The 24853-nt window shown below is 59.3% G+C and carries 20 protein-coding genes; 12 read left to right on the forward strand and 8 right to left on the reverse strand.

What is annotated here, in order from left to right; all coding sequences use genetic code 11:
* Positions 1-113: 113 nt before the first annotated feature.
* The 8 genes from AC1MEA_RS02195 to edd all read right to left on the reverse strand — a co-directional run bounded on the left by AC1MEA_RS02195 (position 114) and on the right by edd (position 9665).
* Entirely contained in the window at positions 114-1277 is a 1164-nt protein-coding gene (locus AC1MEA_RS02195; RefSeq protein ID WP_480916522.1) for an ABC transporter ATP-binding protein, read from the reverse strand.
* A 2-nt stretch (positions 1278-1279) separates the two neighbouring features.
* Positions 1280-2125: a carbohydrate ABC transporter permease gene (locus AC1MEA_RS02200; protein WP_219060963.1), complete on the reverse strand. Its 846-nt coding sequence runs from the start codon at positions 2123-2125 to the stop codon at positions 1280-1282.
* Positions 2118-3026: a carbohydrate ABC transporter permease gene (locus AC1MEA_RS02205; protein WP_219060962.1), complete on the reverse strand. Its 909-nt coding sequence runs from the start codon at positions 3024-3026 to the stop codon at positions 2118-2120. Before AC1MEA_RS02205 ends, AC1MEA_RS02200 begins: the two co-directional genes overlap by 8 nt.
* Before the next feature lie 126 nt (positions 3027-3152).
* Entirely contained in the window at positions 3153-4445 is a 1293-nt protein-coding gene (locus AC1MEA_RS02210) for an ABC transporter substrate-binding protein (protein ID WP_219060961.1), read from the reverse strand.
* 148 nt (positions 4446-4593) lie between these two features.
* On the reverse strand, positions 4594-6054 hold the full coding sequence (locus AC1MEA_RS02215; RefSeq protein ID WP_480916525.1) for an ATP-binding protein: 1461 nt from the start codon (positions 6052-6054) through the stop codon (positions 4594-4596).
* Positions 6044-6781 (reverse strand): response regulator, encoded by a 738-nt coding sequence (locus tag AC1MEA_RS02220; RefSeq protein WP_219060959.1) that lies wholly within the window; start codon positions 6779-6781, stop codon positions 6044-6046. The genes AC1MEA_RS02215 and AC1MEA_RS02220 overlap by 11 nt, the downstream gene beginning before the upstream one ends.
* 104 nt (positions 6782-6885) lie before the next feature.
* Positions 6886-7842: a glucokinase gene (locus AC1MEA_RS02225; RefSeq protein WP_219060958.1), complete on the reverse strand. Its 957-nt coding sequence runs from the start codon at positions 7840-7842 to the stop codon at positions 6886-6888.
* Entirely contained in the window at positions 7839-9665 is a 1827-nt protein-coding gene (gene edd / locus AC1MEA_RS02230; protein ID WP_480916526.1) for a phosphogluconate dehydratase, read from the reverse strand. Before edd ends, AC1MEA_RS02225 begins: the two co-directional genes overlap by 4 nt.
* Before the next feature lie 221 nt (positions 9666-9886).
* Here edd and gap point away from each other — a divergent pair, with 221 nt between their 5' ends.
* The 12 genes from gap to gcvT all read left to right on the forward strand — a co-directional run bounded on the left by gap (position 9887) and on the right by gcvT (position 24663).
* Positions 9887-10888 carry a type I glyceraldehyde-3-phosphate dehydrogenase gene (gene gap / locus AC1MEA_RS02235; protein ID WP_480916528.1) on the forward strand — a complete coding sequence of 334 codons (1002 nt, stop codon included), beginning with the start codon at positions 9887-9889 and terminating at the stop codon, positions 10886-10888.
* A 75-nt stretch (positions 10889-10963) separates the two neighbouring features.
* On the forward strand, positions 10964-11380 hold the full coding sequence (locus AC1MEA_RS02240; protein WP_480916530.1) for a YbaN family protein: 417 nt from the start codon (positions 10964-10966) through the stop codon (positions 11378-11380).
* A 163-nt stretch (positions 11381-11543) separates the two neighbouring features.
* Positions 11544-12971 carry an arginine-ornithine antiporter gene (gene arcD, locus AC1MEA_RS02245; RefSeq protein WP_480916531.1) on the forward strand — a complete coding sequence of 476 codons (1428 nt, stop codon included), beginning with the start codon at positions 11544-11546 and terminating at the stop codon, positions 12969-12971.
* A 33-nt stretch (positions 12972-13004) separates the two neighbouring features.
* Positions 13005-14261, forward strand: coding sequence for an arginine deiminase (gene arcA / locus AC1MEA_RS02250; protein WP_480916532.1), 1257 nt, complete (start codon positions 13005-13007; stop codon positions 14259-14261).
* An 84-nt stretch (positions 14262-14345) separates the two neighbouring features.
* On the forward strand, positions 14346-15356 hold the full coding sequence (locus AC1MEA_RS02255) for an ornithine carbamoyltransferase (RefSeq protein ID WP_449633045.1): 1011 nt from the start codon (positions 14346-14348) through the stop codon (positions 15354-15356).
* A 17-nt stretch (positions 15357-15373) separates the two neighbouring features.
* Entirely contained in the window at positions 15374-16303 is a 930-nt protein-coding gene (gene arcC, locus AC1MEA_RS02260; protein WP_480916534.1) for a carbamate kinase, read from the forward strand.
* Between the two features lie 66 nt (positions 16304-16369).
* The gene (locus tag AC1MEA_RS02265) at positions 16370-16723 is read left to right on the forward strand and encodes a DUF5064 family protein (RefSeq protein WP_449633047.1); all 354 of its coding nucleotides are present in this window, start codon (positions 16370-16372) and stop codon (positions 16721-16723) included.
* 126 nt (positions 16724-16849) lie between these two features.
* Positions 16850-18358, forward strand: coding sequence for a sigma-54-dependent transcriptional regulator (locus tag AC1MEA_RS02270; protein ID WP_480916536.1), 1509 nt, complete (start codon positions 16850-16852; stop codon positions 18356-18358).
* A 293-nt stretch (positions 18359-18651) separates the two neighbouring features.
* Complete coding sequence (gcvH, locus tag AC1MEA_RS02275; protein WP_219060948.1) at positions 18652-19035, forward strand: glycine cleavage system protein GcvH; 384 nt, start codon at positions 18652-18654, stop codon at positions 19033-19035.
* A gap of 9 nt (positions 19036-19044) precedes the next feature.
* Positions 19045-21909: an aminomethyl-transferring glycine dehydrogenase gene (gene gcvP, locus AC1MEA_RS02280; RefSeq protein ID WP_480916538.1), complete on the forward strand. Its 2865-nt coding sequence runs from the start codon at positions 19045-19047 to the stop codon at positions 21907-21909.
* A gap of 179 nt (positions 21910-22088) precedes the next feature.
* The gene (locus tag AC1MEA_RS02285) at positions 22089-23465 is read left to right on the forward strand and encodes an L-serine ammonia-lyase (protein WP_219060946.1); all 1377 of its coding nucleotides are present in this window, start codon (positions 22089-22091) and stop codon (positions 23463-23465) included.
* A 73-nt stretch (positions 23466-23538) separates the two neighbouring features.
* Positions 23539-24663, forward strand: a complete 1125-nt coding sequence (gene gcvT, locus AC1MEA_RS02290; RefSeq protein WP_480916540.1) for a glycine cleavage system aminomethyltransferase GcvT — start codon at positions 23539-23541, stop codon at positions 24661-24663.
* The last annotated feature ends 190 nt before the right edge of the window (positions 24664-24853 follow it).

Here is a 24853-nt window from a genome sequence, read left to right on the forward strand (position 1 = left end):
TCCTCTTATTGTTATTAGCGCTAGTAGGTGACTTGCATTGACTAACATCGTGTCGCTGGCTGACTGACTGTTAGGGCCAGGTCGATCAAACCTGCGATGCTCGGCGCACTCCGTCATTGGTTGCGATTCATCTGAGTGACATTGCCCACACGCCCAGCGGACTGGGACGCGCCTAGAACCCCGAGCCGCTCGCCGCTCTTGGCGTCGAACAGCAACACCTTGGAGGGATCGAACTGCAGGTTCAGGGATTCCCCCACCTGCGGCGCAACGTCCGGCGCCAGGCGGCAGCAGACCTTGCTCTGGTTGAGCGTGACGAACACCAGGGTGTCCGGCCCGGTCGGCTCGGTGACCTGAACTTCGGCGCGAATGGTCGGCAAGCCATTGGGTTCGACGGGGGCCAGAACGATCTGTTCAGGACGCATGCCGAGAATCACTTCACGGTCTTCCAGGCCTGCATCGAGCATGCCCAGCGGCAGCTCGCAACGCGCCTGACCACTGTCGAGCAGGGCCAGCAAGCGCCCGTCCTTGCGTTGCAGGCGCAAGGGGATGAAGTTCATCGGCGGCGAACCGATGAAGCTGGCGACGAACAGGTTGGCCGGATCGTTATAAATCTGCTTCGGCGTACCGAACTGCTGAATGATCCCGTCCTTCATCACCGCCACTTTGTCGCCCAGGGTCATGGCTTCGATCTGGTCGTGGGTCACGTAAACCGTGGTGGTTTTCAGGCGCTGGTGCATCAGCTTCATTTCAGTGCGCATCTCGACCCGGAGCTTGGCGTCGAGGTTGGAAAGCGGCTCATCGAACAGGTAGATTTTCGGCCGCCGCGCCAACGCACGGCCCATCGCCACACGCTGTTGCTGCCCACCGGAAAGCTGGCCGGGCTTACGATTGAGCAGGTGTTCGATCTGCAACAGCTTGGCGACCCGAGCGACTTCCTCTTCGATGGCTGCGGGCGGCATCTTGCGGATTTTCAAACCGAACGAGATGTTCTCGCGCACGCTCATGGTCGGGTACAGCGCATAAGACTGGAACACCATGGCGATGTCGCGATCCTTGGGGCTCATGCCGCTGATGTCCGCGTCATCGATCAGGATCGAGCCGCCGCTGATGTTTTCCAGCCCGGCAATGCAGTTCATCAAGGTCGATTTACCGCAGCCCGACGGACCGACCAGAATCAGAAACTCGCCGTCATCGATCTTCAGTTCGATGTTTTTCAAGGTATCCGGCAAACCGCTGCCGTAGGTCTTGTTGACGTTGCGCAATTCGAGAGTTGCCATGATTACCCCTTGACCGCGCCGGCCGTCAGCCCACGCAGGAAATACTTACCAGCCAGCACATAGACCAGCAGTGTCGGCAGCCCGGCGATCATCGCCGCTGCCATATCAACGTTGTATTCCTTGGCACCGGTGCTGGTGTTGACCAGGTTGTTCAGTGCCACGGTGATGGGCTGCGAGTCGCCGCTGGAGAAGACCACACCGAACAGGAAGTCGTTCCAGATCTGGGTGAACTGCCAGATCAGGCAGACCATGATGATCGGCGTCGACATCGGCAGAATGATCCGGCCGAAGATGGTGAAAAATCCGGCACCGTCCAGCCGCGCAGCCTTGACCAACGCATCCGGAATGCTCACGTAGTAGTTGCGGAAGAACAGCGTGGTGAATGCCAGGCCGTAGACCACATGCACGAACACCAGGCCGGTGGTGGAGGCTGCCAGCCCCATCTTGCCGACCGTGAACGACGCCGGCAGCAGCACGGTCTGGAACGGCAGGAAACAGCCGAACAACAACAGACCGAAGAACAATTGCGAACCACGAAAACGCCACATCGCCAGCACGTAACCGTTGATGGCGCCGATGGCGGTAGAGATCAGAACCGCTGGCACGGTGATTTTCACCGAGTTCCAGAAGTAGCCATCGACCGTGGCCCAGGCCTTGACCCACCCCATGCCGGTGACCACTGTCGGCCAGCTCAACAAGTTACCGGTGCTGATGTCTTCCGGGGACTTGAAGCTGGTCAGCAGCATCACGATCAGCGGCACCAGGTACACCACGACCGCCAACAGCAAAACCGCATAGATCGCGACCCGGCTGATGCTGATGGAAGGTTTACCCATCTGACTATTCATGGCGCTTGGTCCTCAGCTCGGAATACAGATACGGCACGAGGATGGCGAGAATCGCGCCGAGCATCAGGATTGCACTCGCCGAGCCCATGCCCATCTGGCCGCGGCTGAAGGTGAACGAATACATGAACATCGCGGGCAGGTCCGAAGAGTAGCCGGGGCCACCTGCGGTCATCGCCGCCACCAGGTCGAAGCTCTTGATGGCGATGTGCGCCAGAATCATCACCGCGCTGAAAAACACCGGGCGCAGGCTTGGCAGCACGACACGCAGATAAATGGTCGGCAGGCTTGCGCCGTCGATCTGTGCGGCACGGATGATCGACTGATCGACCCCGCGCAACCCGGCGAGAAACAGCGCCATGACGAACCCGGAGGACTGCCAGACCGCTGCGATCACCAGGCAGTACACGACGCGACTCGGATCGACCAGCCAATCCAGGCGGAAGCCTTCCCAACCCCAGTCACGGAGCATTTTGTCCAGGCCCAGACCGGGGTTGAGCAGCCATTTCCAGGCTGTACCGGTGACGATCATCGACAGCGCCATCGGGTACAGATAGACCGTGCGGATAAAACCTTCACGACGGATGCGCTGATCCAGCAGGACCGCCAGCACGACACCCAGCACCAGGCTGATGCCTATGAACATGCCGCCGAACACCGCCAGGTTTTTGCTCGCCACCCACCAACGATCGTTGTCGAGCAGACGTGTGTATTGCTGCAAACCCGCCCACTTGTAGCTGGGCATAAACGTTGAATTAGTGAACGAAAGCACAAACGTCCATAGGATGTAACCATAGAAACCGACCAGCACGATCAGCATGCTTGGCGCCAACACCAACTTGGGCAGCCAGCGTTGCAACGCATCGAACGGTGAGGCCTTGCTGAACACAGCGACAGAGCTCATCTGAAAAATCCAGTTCGAGAACAAGGAATCCAGGCCGAACGCCAGCGTGAAACCCGCTAAGGTTTCAGCAGCACGCACTACGGCTGGGGTGTACCGCTGGCGAACCAGCGGTGATTCAACAGTCGATTACTTGGCTGACTGGATGCCCGAGTACAGCTTTTTGACGACGGCTTGCGGATCGGCTTTCGGGTCGCTCATGAAGTTAGTGACCGTGTCGAAGATCGCGCCCTGCACAGCGAGTGAGGTCGCCATGTTGTGCGCCATGCTTGGCTCAAGCTTGCCGTTCTTGTCGGCATCCTTGAAGTCCTTTGCCGAAGCCTGACCACAGCTGTCGAACTTGCTCATGTCCAGGTCGTTACGAACCGGGATCGAGCCTTTGTTCTGGTTGAACACGTACTGGAACTCAGGCTCGAGGGCGATTTTTGCCACGTCGTTCTGAGCCGCGAGGTTGCCGGGGGTGTTGTTCTTGGCAGACAACTTGAACATCGCCAGTGAATCGATATTGTAGGTGTAGCTGCCCTGAGTGCCCGGAAAAGGAACGCATTGGTAGTCTTTACCGGCAACCTTACCGGCGGCACTCCACTCGCTCTTGGCCCAGTCGCCCATCATCTGCATGCCGGCCTTGCCCTGAATGACGTCAGCCGCCGCAAGGTTCCAGTCACGCCCGGCACGGTTGTTGTCCATGTAGCCGATGAGTTTTTTCAGCGTGGTGAACACCTCGACCATCTTGTCGCCCGTCAGGGTTTTCTCGTCGAGATCAAGGAAGGCTTTCTTGTAGCCCTCTGGCCCCATGATGCTCAGCACCAGGTCTTCGAAGACCGTGCTGTCCTGCCAGGGTTGGCCACCGTGGGCCAAGGGGATGAAACCGGCTGCCTTGAGCTTGTCACCTGCCGCGAAGAATTCATCAAGGGTGGCTGGCGCTTTGTCGATACCGGCTTTCTTGAACACTTCCGGGTTGATCCACAGCCAGTTCACCCGGTGAATGTTCACCGGCACCGCCACGTAATGACCTTCGTACTTCATCGTGTCGGAGACGGTTTTGGACAGCAGCTTGTCCCAGTTATTGGCTTTCGATACGTCGTCGAGGTTGGTCAACAGGCCCAAGGCGCCCCACTCTTGCAGGTCCGGACCTTTGATCTGTGCAGCAGAAGGTGGATTACCAGACACCGCACGGGTTTTCAACACGGTCATGGCCGCGGCACCACCGCCACCGGCGACGGCGCTGTCCTGCCAGCTATAGCCATCTTTCTCGACCAGCTTTTTCAGGACATCGACAGCCTTTGCTTCGCCGCCCGACGTCCACCAGTGGACCACTTCCACGGTGCCTTTTGAACCGGCAGGCGCATCCGCAGCAAGAACGCTCAGAGGGAACAACGAGGCGAGGGAAATGACAGCAGCGAGGCGGGAGATCGAATTCATCTGATTACCTTTTCTTGTTGTTATGCGTGAGCAAGTCTGGTGCTTGCGCTGCATAGATTTTAACCAAGGGTTTCGGCGCCACGGTAACGAAGGGACGCGCAAAGGTCACAGCCTGGTTACATAAAGGAAACAGTCGTAAAAAGGCCTGTCAGTCGTGGGTTCGCGGCAGGCGCAAGGTCACGCGCAGGCCGCCTTCGCGGAGGTTTTGCAGGCTCACTTCGCCGCCATGGCTGTGGGCAATATTGCGCGCAATACCCAAGCCCAGGCCGTACCCCTGCTGTTGCTTGCCGGCGAGACGGAAATGCGGCTCGAACACTTGTTCCTGGCGCTGTTCGGGCACACCGGGGCCTTCGTCATCGACGTGCAGGACGAACGCTTCGGCGTCGTCATCGACATGCAGGTGGGCCTTCTGCCCGTACTTGAGCGCGTTATCGATCAGGTTGCCGATGCAGCGTTTGAGCGCCAATGGCTTGCCCGGATAAAACGCGGCGGCCTTCCCTTGCTGGGTGACACGGCCATTGCCGGCGGGCGACAGGTAGGGTTCGACCAGGCAATGCAGCACCTGATTGAGGTCCACCGGCTCAATGTTTTCGTGGATATCCGTATCTTTCACGCATTGCAGCGCGCCTTTGACCAAGAGCTCCAGCTCGTCGAGGTCGCGACTGAATTTGGCTTGCACCGCCTCATCGTCCAACAGCTCGACCCTCAGCCGCAAACGCGTGATGGGCGTACGCAAATCGTGGGAGATCGCGCTGAACAGCTGGCTGCGTTCCGAGAGGTAGCGACTGATACGCTCGCGCATGGCGTTGAACGCCCGACTGACTTCAACCACCTCGCTGCCGCCACCTTCGACGACCGGTTCGACTACCGTACCCAACGACATTTCCCGCGCCGCGCGGGCCAGGCGCTTGAGCGGGCGGCTTTGCCAATGCACCAGCAGGCCGATAAACAACAACAGAAAGCTGCTGGTCAGCACGATGAACCAGACCTGCTGCGCCGGCAGATCCTGCTCTTCGAGCGTGGTGTAGGGTTCGGGCAGCAACGAGGCGATGTACAGCCATTCGCCGGGCGCCAGTTCGATCTGGGTGACGAGGACCGGCGGATTGATCGGCTCCAGACTCAAGGCGTAATGCGCCCAGGAACGCGGCAGCTCATCCAGCTTGATGCCACCGTTAAAAATCCGCAGGTCTTCGGGTCGCACGAAACTCACCGAAATATTCGGTTCACTGCCGAGATGCTGACGCAACACGTCGTCGACCGCGTTCAGCACTGCGGTCTTGCGCGGGGTTGGCCCCAGCACTTCCATTTCCAGCGGTTTGTCATTCAGGGTCACGACAAAGCGCGTACCGCCCATGCTGCGCAATTGATCGAGCACCAGCGGACGATAAGCCACCGGCAGTGACCGGAAGTAACTGACGCTGGCGGCCATGGAGTGCGCGAGGCTGCGGGCACTGGTGACCAAGCCTTCCATTTGCGTGGCGCGCAATTGCGACAACCAGATCACGCTGGACAACCCCTGCGCCAGCAGCACGACCAGCAGCGTCAGCAACAGCATGCGACCCAGCAACGAGTGCGGCACCAGCCGACGCCAACCTTTTTCAGTAGCCATTAGTGACCAACGACGTGACATTCGCGGCCAACAGGTAGCCACTGCCACGCACGGTACGAATCAGCCGCGGCGCCTTGCCGGTATCTCGCAATCGTTGACGCAGACGGCTGACAGCCATGTCGACAATGCGCTCCAGAGGCATCAGCTCACGACCCCGGGTGGCATTGCCAATGGTGTCGCGATCGAGGATTTGCTGCGGGCGGTCCAGAAACAATTTGAGCAAGGCAAAATCGGCGCCGGAGAGGATCACTTCCTCGCCATCATTGTGAAAGAGTCGGTGACTGACCATGTCCAGCCGCCATTCATCGAAAGCCAGTACCTCACCGGCGCCCCGCTCGTGACCGAATTGCGCACGTCGCAACAGGGCCTTGATTCGCGCCTGCAGCTCGCGGGGACTGAAAGGTTTGCCCAGATAATCATCAGCGCCCAATTCCAGACCAATCACCCGGTCGGCTTCGTCGGAGCTGGCCGTGAGCATGATGATCGGGACCTGGGACTGACGCGGATGCTGACGCACCCAACGGCACAGGCTGAAACCATCTTCGTCGGGCAGCATGACATCGAGGATCACCAGATCGCTGGGTTCTTCGTTGAGCGCCTGGCGAAAACCGGCACCATCGCCCACCGTGCGCACGACGAAGCCACAACGACTCAGGTAGGTTTGCAGCAATTCACGAATTTCCTGATCATCATCGACCAGCAAAATCGATTTACTGACTGAACTCACATCCATCGTCCTTGTTCTGAATAAAACATGCGCCTCATGAACGAGGCGTGGCACAGGTTACACGGTCCCAGACTGCGCCGAGCGCAACAGGTTCCAAACAGCCCTCAGCCAAATGCCTGCTGCAATGCCACTCCCGCCCCCATCAAACCGGGGTATTCGGCGGTCACCAGCCACACTGGGATGCCCTTGAAATAATCTTTCATCAAGCCTTTTTCGGCAAAGGACCGGGCAAAACCGCTGGCGATGAAGAAGTCAGTGAAGCGCGGCACGACCCCGCCCACGATATAGACACCGCCACGACCGCCGACGGTCAGCACATTATTGCCCGCCACCCGTCCCAGCCAGCAACAGAACTGCTCCAGCACCGCCACAGCCACCGGATCGCCCGCCAGCGCCGCCGAGGTAATGGCGGCCGGTGATTTAAGCGTGGGCTCGATGTTATCCAGCGAACAGCTGACCTTGTACAAGAGCAACAAGCCACTGCCGCTGAGCACGGTTTCGGCACTGACATGCTCGTGTTCAGTCATCAGGCGCGCCCATATCTGCGCTTCGCGTGGGGTGCCGAGCGGCAGATCGACATGCCCGCCCTCCCCCGGCAACGCCATCCAGTGGTTGTCGGCGAGGGGCAGCAAGGTGCCCACGCCAAGCCCGGTGCCAGGACCGATCACCACCCGTGGACGACCTTCCTCGGGGATGCCGTGGCAGACCGTCAGGTACTCATCGTCGCGCAGACGCGTCATGCCCAGCGCCATCGCCGAGAAGTCATTGATCAGCAGCAGGTTATCCAGCTTCAAGTGCGCACAGAACGCCGTGCGACTGATACGCCAGTGGCTGTTGGTGAAGTGAAATTCGTCGCCGCCCACCGGCCCGGCAACCGCCAGACAGATGGAGCCGACTTCGCCCGGATGCAGGTCCAGGTCTTCGAGATAGACCTCAAGGGCTTTTTCCGGGCTGGCGTAATCGATGGTCGGGAAGACCCGGATCGAATGCAACTGACCGTCTTCCCAGATGGCAAAACGCGCATTGGTGCCGCCAATATCACCGACCAAAGCCAATTTCACTTAAGCGTCTCCAGACCCGACGTAAAGGCACTGGCGCCCTGCTCTGCGGAGCTGAAGGCCATGCGCATGAAGCCAAACAGCTCGCGCCCACAACCGACACCATTGTCGAGCAGACCAATCGCGGGCTCTCTGGCGGCCAATTCTGCCGGCTCGACCAGCACCTGCAATGTACCTTTGACGCCGTCGACGCGAATGATATCTCCGTCACGAACCAGCGCTAAAGGTCCGCCGTCGAAGGCTTCAGGACAGACATGGATCGCCGCCGGAATCTTCCCGGACGCACCGGACATACGCCCATCAGTGACTAACGCGACTTTGAAACCACGGTCCTGCAGCACGCCAAGGAACGGCGTCATCTTGTGCAGTTCGGGCATGCCATTGGAGCGCGGACCCTGAAAGCGCATCACCGCCACGAAGTCGCGCTCCAGCTTGCCAGCCTTGAATGCGTCGGCCAGGTCCTGTTGATCCTGGAACACCAGCGCCGGGGCTTGTATCACTTGATGTTCAGGCGCCACGGCGGAGACTTTCATCACCCCACGACCGAGGTTGCCTTCCATCACGCGCAAACCGCCTTCAGGCGAGAATGGCCGCGCGACGGGGCGCAGGATGTCTTCATCCAGGCTTTCGATAGGCCCTTCGCGCCAGACCAGCTTGCCGTCTTCGAGGAACGGTTCGCGGGTGTAACGGCTCAGGCCGAAACCGGCGACGGTGTTGACGTTTTCGTGCAGCAGCCCGGCTTCCAGCAGTTCACGGATCAGGAACGACATACCGCCCGCCGCCTGGAAGTGGTTGATGTCGGCCTTGCCGTTCGGATAAACGTGGGTCAGGGTCGGCACCACTTCCGACAGATCAGCCATGTCCTGCCAGGTCAGCTTGATACCGGCCGCCATGGCAATCGCTGGCATGTGCAAGGTGTGGTTGGTCGAGCCGCCAGTGGCGTGCAGGGCAACGATGGAATTGACCAGCGAGCGCTCGTCGACGATTTCGCCCAGCGGCATGAAGTCGCCGCTTTGCTTGGTCAGACGCGTGACCTGATGCGCCGCTTCGCGGGTCAGGGCATCGCGCAACGGCGTGTACGGATTGACGAAAGAGGCACCCGGCAAGTGCAGGCCCATGACTTCCATCAGCAACTGATTGGTGTTGGCGGTGCCATAGAACGTGCAGGTGCCAGGGCTGTGGTAGGACTTCATCTCCGACTCCAGCAGCTCTTCGCGGCTGGCCTTGCCTTCGGCGTAGCGTTGACGGACGTCGGCTTTTTCCTTGTTCGAGATACCCGACGGCATTGGCCCGCCCGGCACGAACAGCGTTGGCAGGTGACCAAAGCGCAATGCGCCCATCAGCAGACCCGGCACGATCTTGTCGCAGATACCCAGGCACAACGTGGCGTCGAACATGTTGTGCGACAGCGCGATGGCGGTGGACATGGCGATCACTTCACGGCTGGCGATACCCAGTTCCATGCCCGGCTCGCCCTGGGTCACGCCGTCACACATTGCCGGCACACCACCGGCGAACTGGCCGACCGAGCCGATATCGCGCAGGGCCTGTTTGAGTTGGTCCGGGAAATGCTCGTACGGCTGATGCGCCGACAACATGTCGTTGTAAGACGAAACAATGGCCACGTTGGCGGCGTTCATCATCTTCAGGCTTTGCTTGTCTTCGGTGCCGCAGCCTGCGACGCCATGAGCAAAGTTGGCGCATTGCAGCTTGCCGCGCATCGGGCCGTCGCTGGCGGCGCCGTGGATCATGTGCAGATAGCGCTCGCGCGTCGCACGACTACGGGCGATTAGCCGTTCAGTTACCTCAAGAACGCGGGGATGCATGTGATGAACTCCAGGCTTGCGGATAGATGACCCGTTCAGGTGGTTCCAATTATCGACTGTGCGGCCTAGGCTGGGCAAAGGCTTGATGTCGAACATTTGAACCGGACTTACGGGCTACTCGTTGTAGATAAGACAAAATATTGCCATTAAAAAGGCTTGTTTTCTATTTTTATGCGAATAATCTTGTAATTCCAACAACAAATTTAAAAGAGGACGGCTGCATGACGCTTCGTATCGCTATCAATGGCTTTGGCCGCATTGGCCGCAATGTCCTACGTGCACTCTATACCCAAGGCTATCGAGAGGACCTGCAGGTCGTCGCCATTAACGACTTGGGTGACAGCGCGATCAACGCGCACCTGCTGCAATTCGATACCACCCACGGCCATTTTGGCGGCACGGTGGCATTCGACCATGAAAGCCTGACCGTCAACGGTGACCGAATCGCGGTCAGCGCCATCCGTAATCCGGCAGAGCTGCCGTGGAAGGCAGAAAACATTGATGTGGTGTTCGAATGCACCGGCCTGTTCACCGACCGCAACAAAGCCGCTGCGCATATTACTGCCGGCGCGCGCAAAGTGATTGTCTCGGCCCCGTCCAAAGGCGCGGACGCCACCGTGGTTTACGGCGTCAACCACGACATCCTGCGTCAATCGCATCAGATTATTTCCAACGCGTCCTGCACCACCAACTGCCTGGCACCCGTCGCCCAGATTCTGCACCGCGAATGGGGGATTGAAAGCGGTTTGATGACCACCATCCACGCCTACACCAATGACCAGAATCTGACCGACGTCTACCACACCGACCTGTACCGTGCGCGTTCAGCCACCCAGTCGATGATCCCGACCAAGACGGGTGCGGCTGAAGCCGTCGGCCTGGTGCTCCCGGAACTGGCAGGCAAACTCAATGGCATGGCTGTTCGCGTTCCGGTGATCAACGTATCGCTGGTGGACCTGACCGTGCAGCTCAAGCGCGAAGCCACGGCTGAAGAGGTCAACGCGATCTTCAAAGAAGCCAGCCAGCACTCGAAAATCCTCGGCTACAACACCCTGCCGCTGGTGTCCCACGACTTCAACCACAACCCGCTGTCGTCGATTTTCGATGCCAACCACACCAAGGCTAACGGCAAGCTGATGAAAGTGCTGGCCTGGTATGACAACGAATGGGCATTCTCCAACCGCATGCTGGATAACTGCCTGGCGCTGCATAACGCCCAGTAAGCCCGTCTTGCATGAGTGCTTCAAGCCCGGCCAGCCCTGTTAAGCTGGCCGTGTTGTCAAATGGACAGACGCCTCATGACCCTCGAGACCAAGACCGGCACACCGCACAGGTCGATCCTTTCACGCCGTTTGTTTGCCATCCTTGCTTACGTCAGTGTGGGGATCGGCCTGATCGGCATCGTCGTGCCCGGCTTGCCCACCACCGAATTCGTCCTGTTGGCCGCGTGGGCTGCAACTAAAAGTTCGCCACGCCTGAGCGCCTGGCTGGAAAACCATCGCCTGTTTGGACCGATTCTGAATAACTGGCGCAACGGGCGTTTGATCACGCGTCGCGCGAAAATCAGCGCCACCCTGAGCATGGTGCTGTGCGCCGGCATCATGCTAATCCTGCTTGAGCACCACTGGCCGGTGTACCTCGCCATCGCCGGCATGAGCCTGGGCAACCTGTGGATCTGGTCACGACCCGAGCCCGTGAATGCAGAGACCCCCTGAGCGCCTGCAGCAGGCTGTTGCTGCAATGCGACATTTTCAATCGGAATGCCCACCGCATCGTTAGCCATCACGTTGCATAAGAAGCTCTGTTGACCTACGTCATATTTTGCGACCGTCAGGGCACCTACCCTGAGACATCACTTCTCCCGGATGGAGCTGCGCAATGTCTCAATCTCCCGGCAAACTTCGACTCGGCGCACTCGTCGCGCTGGTCGTAGGGTCCATGATCGGCGGAGGCATTTTTTCTCTGCCGCAGAACATGGCAGTCAGTGCTGACGTAGGGGCGATTTTAATCGGCTGGGCCATTTCAGCCGTGGGTATGTTGACCTTGGGTTTCGTATTCCAGACCCTGGCCAATCGCAAGCCCGATCTTGATGGTGGGGTCTACGCCTACGCCAAGGCAGGTTTCGGCGACTACATGGGGTTCTCGTCCGCCTGGGGTTACTGGATCAGTGCATGGTTGGGCAACATTGGCTACTTCGTCCTGCTGTTCAGCACCCTCGGTTATTTCTTCCCGATTTTCGGCCAGGGCAACACGCTAGCGGCGATCATCGGCGCTTCAGTGCTGCTGTGGGCGGTGCATTTTCTGGTGTTGCGCGGGATCAAGGAGGCGGCGTTCATCAACCTGGTGACCACCGTCGCCAAAGTCGTGCCGTTGCTGCTGTTCGTATTGATCGCCCTCTTCGCGTTCAAGCTGGACATCTTCACTGCTGATATTTGGGGGTTTAAAAACCCGGATCTGGGCAGTGTGTTGAATCAGGTCCGCAACATGATGTTGGTCACCGTCTGGGTGTTCATCGGCATCGAAGGCGCAAGCATCTTCTCCGCCCGTGCCGAGAAACGTTCGGACGTGGGCAAGGCCACCATCATCGGCTTCATCACCGTGCTGTTGTTTCTGGTACTGGTGAATGTGTTGTCGCTGGGCATCATGACCCAGCCCGAGCTGGCTAAACTGCAAAACCCGTCCATGGCCGCCGTGCTTGAACACGTCGTCGGGCATTGGGGTGCAGTGCTGATCAGCGTTGGCCTGGTCATTTCCCTGCTCGGTGCGCTGCTGTCGTGGGTGCTGCTGTGCGCAGAGATCATGTTCGCCGCAGCCAAAGACCGCACCATGCCCGCGTTCCTCAAAAGGGAAAACGCCAACCACGTGCCAGCCAATGCCTTGTGGCTGACCAACGGCCTGGTTCAGGTTTTCCTGATCATCACCCTGTTCTCGGCCAGCACCTACCTGTCGCTGATCTACCTTGCCACCTCGATGATTCTGGTGCCCTACCTGTGGTCGGCAGCGTATGCCCTGCTGCTGGCGGTGCGCGGCGAGACCTATGAGCAAGCCTTGGCCGAACGCAAGAAAGACCTCGCTATCAGTGCCGTCGCGCTGACCTACGCAATCTGGTTGATCTACGCCGGCGGCGTGAAGTACCTGCTGCTGTCGGCGCTGCTTTATGCACCAGGGGTGATCCTGTTTGCCAAGGCAAAACATGAAGCAGGCCAACCCGTTTTCACCAACGTCGAGAAGCTGATCTTTGCTGCAGTGGTCATCGGCGCGTTGATTGCCGCCTATGGTCTCTACGACGGCTTCCTGACCCTGTAACACCCATGCGTACATCATTGGAGGAATACAGATATGTCCACCGATAGAGTCAAACTCGGCGTTCACTCTGAAGTTGGCAAACTTCGAAAGGTCATGGTGTGCTCACCAGGCTTGGCGCATCAGCGCCTGACGCCGACTAACTGCGACGAACTGCTGTTCGATGACGTGCTGTGGGTCGGTCAGGCCAAGCGCGATCACTTCGACTTCGTCACTAAAATGCGTGAGCGCGGCACTGACGTGTTGGAAATGCACAACCTGCTGACCGACATCGTCGCGCTTCCAGAGGCGCTGAACTGGATTCTCGAACGCAAGATTTCACCTAATCTGGTGGGTGTTGCTCTGGTCGATGAAGTCGACGCCTGGGTGCGCAGCCTGGAGCCACGCCAGATCGCCGAATTCCTGATTGGCGGCGTGTCGGCCGATGATCTGCCGACCAGCTTCGGCGGCAAGACCATCGAAATGTTCCGCGACTTCCTCGGCCACTCCAGCTTCATCTTGCCACCACTGCCCAACGCTATATTCACCCGCGACACCACCTGCTGGATTTATGGCGGCGTGACCCTGAATCCGATGTATTGGCCTGCCCGTCGTCAGGAAACCCTGCTGGCGAGCGCCATCTATAAATTCCACCCGGAGTTCACCAACGCCGACTTCCAGGTCTGGTACGGCGACCCCGATCTGGACCATGGCAACGCCACCCTTGAAGGCGGCGACGTCATGCCCATCGGCAACGGTGTGGTACTGATCGGCATGGGCGAGCGCACCTCGCACCAGGCCATTGGCCAACTGGCGCAGAACCTGTTCAAGAACAATGCGGTCGAACGGGTCATTGTCGCGGGCTTGCCGAAGTCCCGCTCCGCGATGCACCTGGATACCGTGTTCAGTTTCTGCGACCGCGACCTGGTGACGATTTTCCCGGAAGTGGTCAGCCAGATCGTCGCATTCAGCCTGCGCCCCGATGAAAGCAAGCCGGGCGGCATTGATGTGCGTCGCGAAGAAACCAACTTCCTTGATACCGTGGCCGCTGCACTCAATCTCAAAACCCTGCGCGTGGTCGAAACCGGCGGTAACAGCTTCGCCGCCGAACGCGAGCAATGGGATGACGGCAACAACGTGGTCGCGCTGGAACCGGGCGTGGTCATCGGCTACGACCGTAACACGTACACCAACACCCTGCTGCGCAAGGCTGGGGTCGAAGTCATTACCATCAGCGCCAGCGAACTCGGCCGGGGTCGCGGCGGTGGTCACTGCATGACCTGCCCGATCCTGCGCGACCCGATCGATTACTGAGTCATCGATCACCCACATGTGCCCTGGCTTGGCCCTATCCCGAGCCCGCCAGGGAGATAACCGAAACCCAAGGAGATCTGAAACATGGCCTTTAATATGCGTAACCGCAGCCTGCTGAGCTTGATGCATCACACCAACCGCGAGCTGCATTACCTGCTCGACCTGTCCCGCGACCTCAAACGCGCCAAGTACACAGGCACCGAGCAGCAACATCTCAAAGGCAAAAACATCGCGCTGATCTTCGAAAAAACCTCGACCCGCACCCGCTGTGCCTTCGAAGTTGCAGCCCACGATCAAGGTGCCCACGTCACCTACATCGACCCGGTGTCGTCGCAAATCGGCCACAAAGAAAGCATGAAAGACACCGCCCGCGTGCTCGGCCGGATGTTCGACGCCATTGAGTACCGTGGCTTTGAACAGGAAATCGTCGAGGAACTGGCTAAATTCGCCGGTGTGCCGGTTTTCAACGGCCTGACCGCCGAGTTCCACCCGACGCAAATGATTGCCGACACCCTGACCATGCGTGAACACAGCGACAAACCGCTGCATGACATCAGCTATGCCTACTTGGGTGACGCGCGCTACAACATGGGTAATTCACTGCTGATGATCGGCGCCAAACTGGGCATGGACGTACGCATTGGCGCACCCAAGGCCCTGTGGCCGCACGCTGACTTCATTGCCCAGTGCAAAACGTTCGCCGAGGAAAGTGGTGCCCGCATCACCATCACTGAAGACCCGCTGGAAGCAGTCAAGGGCGTGGACTTCATCCATACCGATATCTGGGTCTCCATGGGCGAACCGGTTGAAGCCTGGGACGAGCGCATCGAACAGCTGCTGCCGTATCAGGTCAACGCAACGATGATGAAGGCGTCGGGCAACCCTCGGGTGAAGTTCATGCATTGCCTGCCAGCGTTTCACAACAGTGAGACCAAGGTCGGCAAAGACATCGCCAGCCGTTACCCGAATCTGGCCAATGGCGTGGAAGTCACCGAAGAGGTCTTCGAGTCGCCGGCCAATATCGCTTTTGAGCAGGCAGAAAACCGCATGCACACCATCAAGGCAATCCTGGTGTCGGCGCTGGCCGACATCTGACTTTGAGGAAAAACACCATGCGTATCGTCGTTGCATTGGGTGGTAACGCCCTGCTCCGCCGTGGCGAACCGCTGACTGCGGAGAATCAGCGGATGAATATCCGCGTCGCCACCCAACAGATCGCCAAAATCGTCCCCGGCAATGAGCTGGTGGTGGCCCACGGCAATGGCCCGCAAGTGGGCCTGTTGTCCTTGCAGGCATCGGCCTACACCGCCGTGGCGCCTTACCCGCTGGACGTGCTCGGCGCTGAAACCGAAGGCATGATCGGCTATATCATCGAACAGGAGTTGGGCAATCTTCTGCCCATCGAGGTGCCTTTCGCCACTCTGCTGACCCAAGTCGAGGTAGACGGCAACGACCCCGCTTTCCAGCATCCGAGCAAGCCCATCGGCCCGGTCTATTCGAAAGAAGAAGCAGAGCGCCTGGCCAAGGAAAAGGGCTGGAGCATCGCCCCGGATGGCGATAAGTTTCGCCGAGTGGTTGCAAGCCCGAAACCCAAACGTATCTTCGAGATCCGCCCGATCAAGTGGTTGCTGGAAAAAGGCAGCATCGTGATCTGTGCCGGTGGCGGCGGCATCCCGACGATGTATGACAAGGACGGCCAGCTGCAAGGTGTCGAAGCCGTGATCGACAAAGACCTGTGCTCGGCCTTGCTGGCGGAGCAACTGGAGAGTGATTTGCTGGTGATTGCCACCGACGTGAACGCCGCGTTTATCGACTGGGGCAAACCCACGCAGAAGGCTATCGCCCAGGCTCACCCTGACGAGATGGAAAAACTGGGCTTTGCCGCAGGCTCGATGGGGCCTAAAGTGCAGGCAGCCTGCACCTTCGCGCGCAATACCGGCAAGGTCGCGGTGATCGGATCACTGGAAGATATTGAAGACATCGTCAACGGTAACGCCGGCACGCGAATCAGCAGTGCCACACCTGGCATTATCTATAAATGAACCTCGGGATAGGCCGCGAGGTCTATCCCGACACTTATCGTTTCGTCCAGCGAAGGAGCAATGCACATGTTCGAACCCGGTCATCTGCACATCACTCGCGTTGCACTGCAACCCACCGATTTCAGCTACGACATCCACATCCGATATGAAGTGCGACAGGCCCCCACGCAAGGCATGGCCATGCACTTTTTCATGGACGGTGAGATCAATGGCGCTGCGTTCAAGGACGAATTCGAACTGCCCAAGGACATGGCCTACAACTTTGCCAGCGAAGCCTTTCACATCGCGGTCAAACACGGCATGCCCAAAGCTGCGGACCTGCGCTCGATGCATGGGCAATACGACGCCATGTTCGAACACATCCGGCAACTGCTCGACGCCAAGCCAGGTGATCCGGTGAAGCCAGAACATCTGGAATGAGCCCATGGCCAGGCACGCCTCCCGCGAACTGGCCCGGCAATACCACTGACGCGGACGACCTGACACGCCGTTGACCCATTTGCTGGCATAATTGCTGCCCCCGCGGTCCAGAACCTTTAGTTGCCCATGCGTATTCACGTCTGTTTTATCGACCGCGTTGGTATCACCCAGGAAGTGCTGGCCATTCTGGGTGGACGAAATCTGAATCTGGACGCCGTGGAGATGGTGCCGCCGAACGTTTACATTGATGCCCCGACTCTTAGCCCGCAAGTGCTCGAAGAGTTGAAGGATGCGTTGTTCCGGGTGCGCGGTGTCGAAGCGATCACCGTGGTGGACATCCTTCCCGGTCAGCGTCGCCACTTGCAACTCGATGCCCTGCTCGCCGCCATGACCGACCCGGTGCTGGCCCTGGACAGCGCCGGACATGTGCTGCTGGCCAACCCGGCGCTGATTGCCCTGTGTGGACGTGAACCTGCAGGTGAATCCGTGGCCGAGCTGTTCGCCGACCCCGGCCTGCAAACCGCATTACTGGAAAACGGCTTTCGCCTGCCGTTGCGCGAAGTCACGCTCAACGGTGAAGTGTTACTGCTTGATGCCACCCCGATCACCGACGCAGGCGCGCTGTTGACGCTGTACCAACCGAGCCGGATCGGCGAACGCCTGGCCGCGCTGCACCATGACCATGCCGAAGGTTTCGATGCCTTGCTGGGCGAGTCACCACCGATTCGTACCCTCAAGGCCCGTGCCCTGCGCGTGGCAGCCCTCGATGCGCCACTGCTGATTCAAGGCGAAACAGGAACCGGCAAGGAATTGGTCGCGCGTGCCTGCCATGCCATCAGTACCCGCAACAGCGCCCCTTTCCTTGCGCTCAACTGCGCAGCACTGCCGGAAAACCTCGCCGAAAGCGAACTCTTCGGTTACGCCCCCGGCGCCTTCACGGGGGCACAACGTGGCGGCAAGCCAGGGCTGATGGAACTGGCCAACCACGGCACGGTATTTCTCGACGAAATCGGCGAAATGTCCCCGTACCTGCAGGCCAAGCTGCTGCGGTTCCTGAATGACGGCAGTTTCCGCCGCGTAGGGGGCGATCGTGAAGTGAAGGTCAACGTGCGGATTCTCAGCGCGACCCATCGCGACCTGGAGAAAATGGTCAGCGAAGGCACCTTCCGCGAAGACCTGTTCTATCGCCTGAACGTACTCAACCTGGAAGTGCCGCCGTTACGCGATCGCGGGCAGGACATCCTGCTGCTGGCGCGCTATTTCATGGAGCAGGCCTGCGCGCAGATTCAACGGCCGATTTGCCGCCTGACACCGGGCACTTACCCTGCGCTGCTGGGTAATCGCTGGCCGGGTAACGTGCGCCAGTTGCAGAACGTAATCTTCCGCGCGGCGGCTATTTGCGAAAGCACACTGGTCGACATCGGCGATCTGGACATTGCCGGCACGTCCGTCGCCCGACAAAACGACGGCGAAGTCGACAGCCTCGAACAGGCGGTCGAGAACTTCGAGAAAACCTTGCTGGAAAAGCTCTACATCAGCTACCCCTCCACCCGCCAACTCGCCGCCCGCCTGCAAACCTCCCACACCGCCATCGCCCATCGGTTACGCAAGTACGGGATTCCGGGGAAAGGCTGAGGTCTCGAACCGATTTTGTTAACCATCTGCAAAATCTGTACTGAAACCGCTACAGCGGAACGATTTCGCTACAGCTTCCGGACATCCCCCGTGTGCAAGGCTTTGATCCTGTAAGCCTTTTTTATCGCGCCACAACTGTAGCGATTTCGCTACACCCTCTATCGCCTCGCCACCGCAAAATACATGCAAGCCATTGATATATAACGATTAAATAATATTGGCCGCAAACTTGCTATGGTCTTTCCTCATGATGCTCATGCACGCCGTGAGCTTTTGCCCCTTGAGGAGTTTTTATGAGCGAGTTGCGATTCACCGTCGACCACGAATGGCTGCGTACCGAAGCGGATGGCAGCGTCACCGTCGGCATTACGCCCTACGCGCAAGAGTCGCTGGGTGATGTGGTGTACGTGCAACTTCCTGAATTGCAGACTTACACGCAACACGCTGAAGCCTCGGTGGTTGAGTCTGTGAAGGCTGCCAGCAGCATCAACATGCCGCTCACTGGCGAAGTGGTCGAAGTCAACGCAGCACTCGAAGCGACGCCTGAACTGGTCAACGAAGACGCACTGGGCGCCGGCTGGTTCTTCCGCTTCATCCCTGAAGACGCCAGCGCCATCGACAGCTTGCTTGATCAAGACGCTTACGACCGCCTGATCCAAGCCAGCGCTGAAGCCTGAGGAGCCGACATGACTGACCGTATCGAATTGAGCACCGCCAACGAGTTTATTGCGCGCCACATCGGCCCGCGCCAGGCTGATGAAAAAGCCATGCTCGCGACCCTGGGTTTCGACTCCCTGGAAGCACTGAGCGCCAGCGTCATCCCGGACAGCATCAAGGACACCAGTGTTCTGGAGCTGTCTGCCGGGCAAAGCGAAGCCGATGCCCTGGCGTCAATCAAAGCCATCGCCAGCAAAAACCAACTGTTCAAGACCTACATCGGCCAGGGCTATTACAACTGCCACACCCCGGCACCGATTCTGCGCAACCTGCTGGAAAACCCGGCCTGGTACACCGCTTACACTCCTTATCAGCCAGAGATTTCCCAAGGCCGACTGGAATCGCTGCTGAATTTCCAGACCTTGATCAGCGACCTTACCGGCCTGCCCATCGCCAACGCCTCGTTGCTCGATGAAGCCACTGCCGCCGCCGAGGCCATGACCTTCTGCAAACGCTTGAGCAAGAACAAAAGCAGCCACCTGTTCTTCGCCTCCAGCCATTGCCACCCGCAGACCCTCGATGTACTGCGCACCCGTGCCGAGCCACTGGGCATCACTGTCGTCGTTGCGGATGAAAACCAGCTGAGCGATGTCAGCGAGTATTTCGGTGCCCTGCTGCAATACCCGGCGAGCAACGGTGACCTGTTCGATTACCGCGAACTGGTCGAACGTTTCCATGCCGCTCATGCATTGGTCGCCGTGGCTGCCGACCTGCTGGCCCTGACCTTGCTGACCCCTCCGGGTGAGTTTGGCGCAGACGTGGCCATCGGCAGTGCGCAACGCTTTGGCGTGCCATTGGGCTTTGGCGGGCCACACGCGGCCTACTTCTCCACACGCGATGCGTTCAAACGCGATATGCCAGGCCGTCTGGTCGGTGTTTCCATCGACCGTCATGGCAAGCCCGCCTACCGCTTGGCGATGCAGACCCGCGAGCAACATATCCGTCGCGAAAAGGCCACCAGCAACATCTGCACCGCGCAGGTTCTGTTGGCCAACATTGCCAGCATGTATGCGGTCTATCACGGGCCGCGCGGCCTGACGCAAATCGCCAAACGCACGCACCAGCTGACCGCAATTTTCGCCGAAGGCTTGAAGCAGTTGGGCTTGAACGTCGATCAGGCATTCTTTTTTGACAGCCTGACCCTGAACACCGGTGCCGATACGGCTGCGCTGCACGTCAAGGCCCGCGCCCAACAGATCAACCTGCGTGAAATCGATGCTCAGCGCCTTGGCCTGTCGTTCGACGAAACTATCCAACAGGCCGACGTCGAAACCCTGTGGCAGCTGTTCGCCACTAACGGGCAAAGCCTGCCGGACTTCAATGCGTTGGCCAGCAGCGTCGAGTCACGCCTGCCTGCTGCGTTGCTGCGCCAGTCAGCGATCCTCAGCCATCCAGTGTTTAACCGTTACCACTCCGAAACCGAGCTGATGCGTTACCTGCGTCGTTTGGCCGACAAGGACCTGGCACTGGACCGCACCATGATTCCGCTGGGCTCCTGCACCATGAAGCTCAATGCCGCCAGCGAAATGATCCCAATCACCTGGGCCGAGTTTGGCAACCTGCACCCTTTCGCACCCGCTGAACAAAGCCTGGGCTACCAGCAACTGACCGACGAACTGGAAGCGATGCTCTGCGCCGCGACCGGTTACGACGCCATCTCGCTGCAACCTAACGCCGGTTCTCAGGGCGAATACGCTGGCCTGCTGGCGATCCGTGCTTACCACCAGAGCCGTGGCGATGATCGTCGCGACATCTGCCTGATCCCCTCGTCCGCCCACGGCACCAACCCCGCGACCGCCAACATGGCAGGTATGCGCGTGATCGTGACTGCCTGCGATGCCCGCGGTAACGTCGACATCGAAGACCTGCGCGCCAAAGCCATCGAGCACCGCGAACACCTCGCCGCACTGATGATTACCTACCCGTCGACGCACGGCGTGTTCGAAGAAGGCATCCGCGAAATCTGCGGGATCGTCCATGACAACGGCGGCCAGGTGTACATTGATGGCGCCAACATGAACGCCATGGTCGGCCTCTGCGCGCCGGGCAAGTTCGGCGGCGACGTTTCGCACCTGAACCTGCACAAAACTTTCTGCATTCCCCACGGTGGTGGCGGCCCGGGCGTTGGTCCTATCGGCGTCAAATCGCACCTGACCCCGTTCTTGCCGGGTCACGGGACGATGGAACGCAAAACAGGTGCTGTCAGCGCAGCGCCGTTTGGCAGCGCGAGCATTCTGCCGATCACCTGGATGTACATCCGCATGATGGGCGGCGAAGGCCTCAAGCGCGCGTCGCAACTGGCGATCCTCAATGCCAACTACATTTCCCGTCGCCTGGAAGAGCACTACCCCGTGCTGTACACCGGCAGCAACGGTCTTGTCGCCCACGAATGCATCCTCGACCTGCGTCCGCTCAAAGACAGCAGCGGTATCAGCGTCGATGACGTGGCCAAGCGGTTGATCGATTTTGGCTTCCACGCACCGACCATGTCGTTCCCGGTCGCAGGCACCCTGATGATTGAGCCGACCGAAAGCGAATCCAGGGAAGAACTGGACCGCTTCTGCGAAGCCATGATCCGCATCCGCGAAGAAATCCGCGCAGTGGAAAGCGGAGCACTGGACAAGGACGACAACCCGTTGAAAAACGCGCCGCACACCGCCGCTGAAATCGTCGGCGAATGGACCCATCCGTACAGCCGCGAACAAGCGGTGTACCCGGTAGCCTCGTTGATCGAGAACAAATACTGGCCGCCAGTGGGTCGCGTCGATAACGTGTTTGGCGACCGTAATCTGGTCTGCGCATGCCCGTCCATCGAGAGCTATCAAGACGCCTGATCGAGATGGGGCTACTGTGCAAAGTAGCCCCACCCTTGCTACGACGCATGACCCTGTAGGAGCGGACTTGCCCGCGATTACGGCGTATCGGAGACACCACGCCAATCTGATCGCGAGCACGCTCGCTCCCACAAATAAACGCGACCTCCATGTCTATAATAAAAAACCGGAGTGCAATCATGTCGCTGAGCGTGTTTGACCTGTTCAAGATTGGTATCGGCCCCTCCAGTTCGCATACCGTGGGCCCGATGCGGGCTGCTGCCCGGTTCGCCGAAGGTCTGCGCCGTGACGATTTGCTGACGACAACGGCCTGCGTCAAGGTCGAGCTGTATGGTTCGCTGGGCGCTACCGGCAAGGGCCATGGCAGCGACAAGGCCGTGCTGTTGGGCCTGGAAGGCGAACACCCCGACACCGTCGATACCGAAACCATCTCTGCGCGTCTGCAACAGATTCGCGACAGCCAACAGCTGAACCTGTTGGGTGAACACTGCATCGCGTTCGTCGAAAAACAACACCTGGCAATGATCCGCAAACCCTTGGCGTTCCATCCAAACGGCATGATTTTCCGTGCCTTCGATGCCGCCGGGTTGCAGATTCGTAGCCGCGAATATTATTCGGTCGGTGGCGGCTTTGTTGTCGATGAAGACGCCGCCGGTGCTGACAGGATCGTCGAAGACAGCACGCCGCTGACCTATCCGTTCAAAAGCGCCAAGGATTTGCTGGGCCATTGCACGACACATGGCCTGTCTATAAGTCAGGTGATGTTGGCCAACGAAGCCGCCTGGCGCCCGGAAGCGGAAACCCGCAAGGGCCTGCTGAACATCTGGCAGGTCATGCAGGATTGTGTGAAAGCAGGTTGCCGCAATGAAGGCATTTTGCCAGGCGGCTTGAAGGTCAAACGCCGGGCAGCAGCGCTGCATCGCCAGTTGTGCAACAACCCGGAAGCGGCGTTGCGCGATGCGCTGTCGGTGCTCGACTGGGTCAACCTGTATGCCTTGGCGGTCAACGAAGAGAACGCCAACGGCGGCCGGGTCGTCACAGCCCCCACTAACGGTGCAGCGGGAATTGTCCCGGCAGTACTGCATTACTACATGCGTTTTATCTCCGGCGCCAATGAGGACGGGGTTGTGCGCTTTCTGCTCACGGCGGCGGCGATTGGCATCCTCTATAAAGAAAACGCCTCGATCTCTGGCGCCGAAGTTGGCTGTCAGGGCGAAGTCGGCGTGGCCTGCTCAATGGCAGCCGGAGCGTTGTGCGAAGTGTTGGGCGGCAATGTTCAGCAGGTAGAAAATGCCGCCGAAATCGGCATGGAACACAACCTGGGCCTGACGTGCGACCCGATTGGCGGCTTGGTGCAGGTGCCCTGCATCGAGCGCAACGCGATGGGGTCGGTGAAAGCAATCAATGCCGTGCGCATGGCGTTGCGCGGCGATGGTCAGCACTTCGTCTCCCTCGACAAAGTGATCCGCACCATGCGCCAGACCGGTGCCGACATGAAAAGTAAATACAAGGAAACCGCCCGAGGCGGATTGGCCGTGAACATTATCGAGTGCTGAAACAGCCTCATGAAATCGACTGCTTTCGCCCTCCCTACAAAGCGAAAGCCGGAAAAACTCCAAGGAGCCATGAATGTCCACCGAACAGCTGTTAACTACCCCACTGCACGCTTTACACCGCGAACTCGGGGCCCGGATGGTACCGTTTGCCGGCTACGACATGCCCGTGCAATACCCCGCTGGCGTGCTTAAGGAACACCTGCACACCCGCGCGCATGCCGGTTTGTTCGATGTGTCGCACATGGGCCAGATTCGCCTGACCGGTGCCAACGCCGCCAAAGCCCTGGAAACCCTGGTACCGGTCGACATCATCGACCTGCCCGTGGGCATGCAGCGCTACGCGATGTTCACCAATGAAAGCGGTGGCATTCTCGATGACCTGATGGTCGCCAACATCGGCAACGACGAGCTGATTCTGGTGGTCAACGCAGCCTGCAAGAACCAGGACCTTGCACACTTGCAACAACACCTGGCCGGCCAGTGCGACATCCAGCCTCTGTTCGAAGAGCGCGCCCTGCTGGCCCTGCAAGGTCCTGAAGCGGTGACCGTCCTTGCACGTCTGGCTCCGGAAGTGGCGAACATGACGTTCATGCAGTTTGCCAAAGTGACGCTGCTCGGCGCCGACTGCTACGTCAGCCGCTCCGGCTACACCGGTGAAGACGGTTTTGAGATCTCGGTCCCGGCCGATCAAGCCGACGCATTGGCCCGTCGTTTGTTGGCCGAACCAGAGGTCGCCCCCATCGGTCTCGGTGCCCGCGACTCTCTGCGTCTGGAAGCGGGCCTGTGCCTGTATGGCCACGACATGAACACCGAGACCACACCGGTTGAGGCCAGCCTGTTATGGGCGATCTCCAAGGTTCGACGTGCCGATGGCGCACGTGCCGGTGGATTCCCTGGCGCGGAGCAGATCTTTGCTCAGCAGCAAGCCGGCGTGAGCCGCAAACGTGTCGGCTTGTTACCGCAGGAACGTACACCGGTCCGTGAAGGCGCAGAAATCGTCGATGCCAACGACAAACCCATCGGCACGGTCAGCAGCGGCGGGTTCGGTCCGACGCTGGGTGGACCGCTGGTCATGGCTTACCTCGACAGCGCTTACACCGCGCTGGACAGTGAAGTCTGGGCCATCGTACGGGGTAAGAAAGTGCTGATGCGGGTCAGCAAAATGCCGTTCGTAGCGCAGCGTTACTTCCGAGGTTAACCGGCGGGGCTAACGGCTATCGCCAGTAAGCTGGATGCCAAGAAACAGGGCAACTGGCTGTCATGTAATCGCAATGTATACCGCAGTAAAGTGCGCTGTTAGTCCACGGCGCGCTTTGCATATAACTAGGCATGCGGGTAAAAAACTATCGATTTCGCCTGATGGGCAAAACACTCAAAACGTCCGGAGA

It is taken from the genome of Pseudomonas sp. ASL8, from assembly GCF_056680355.1.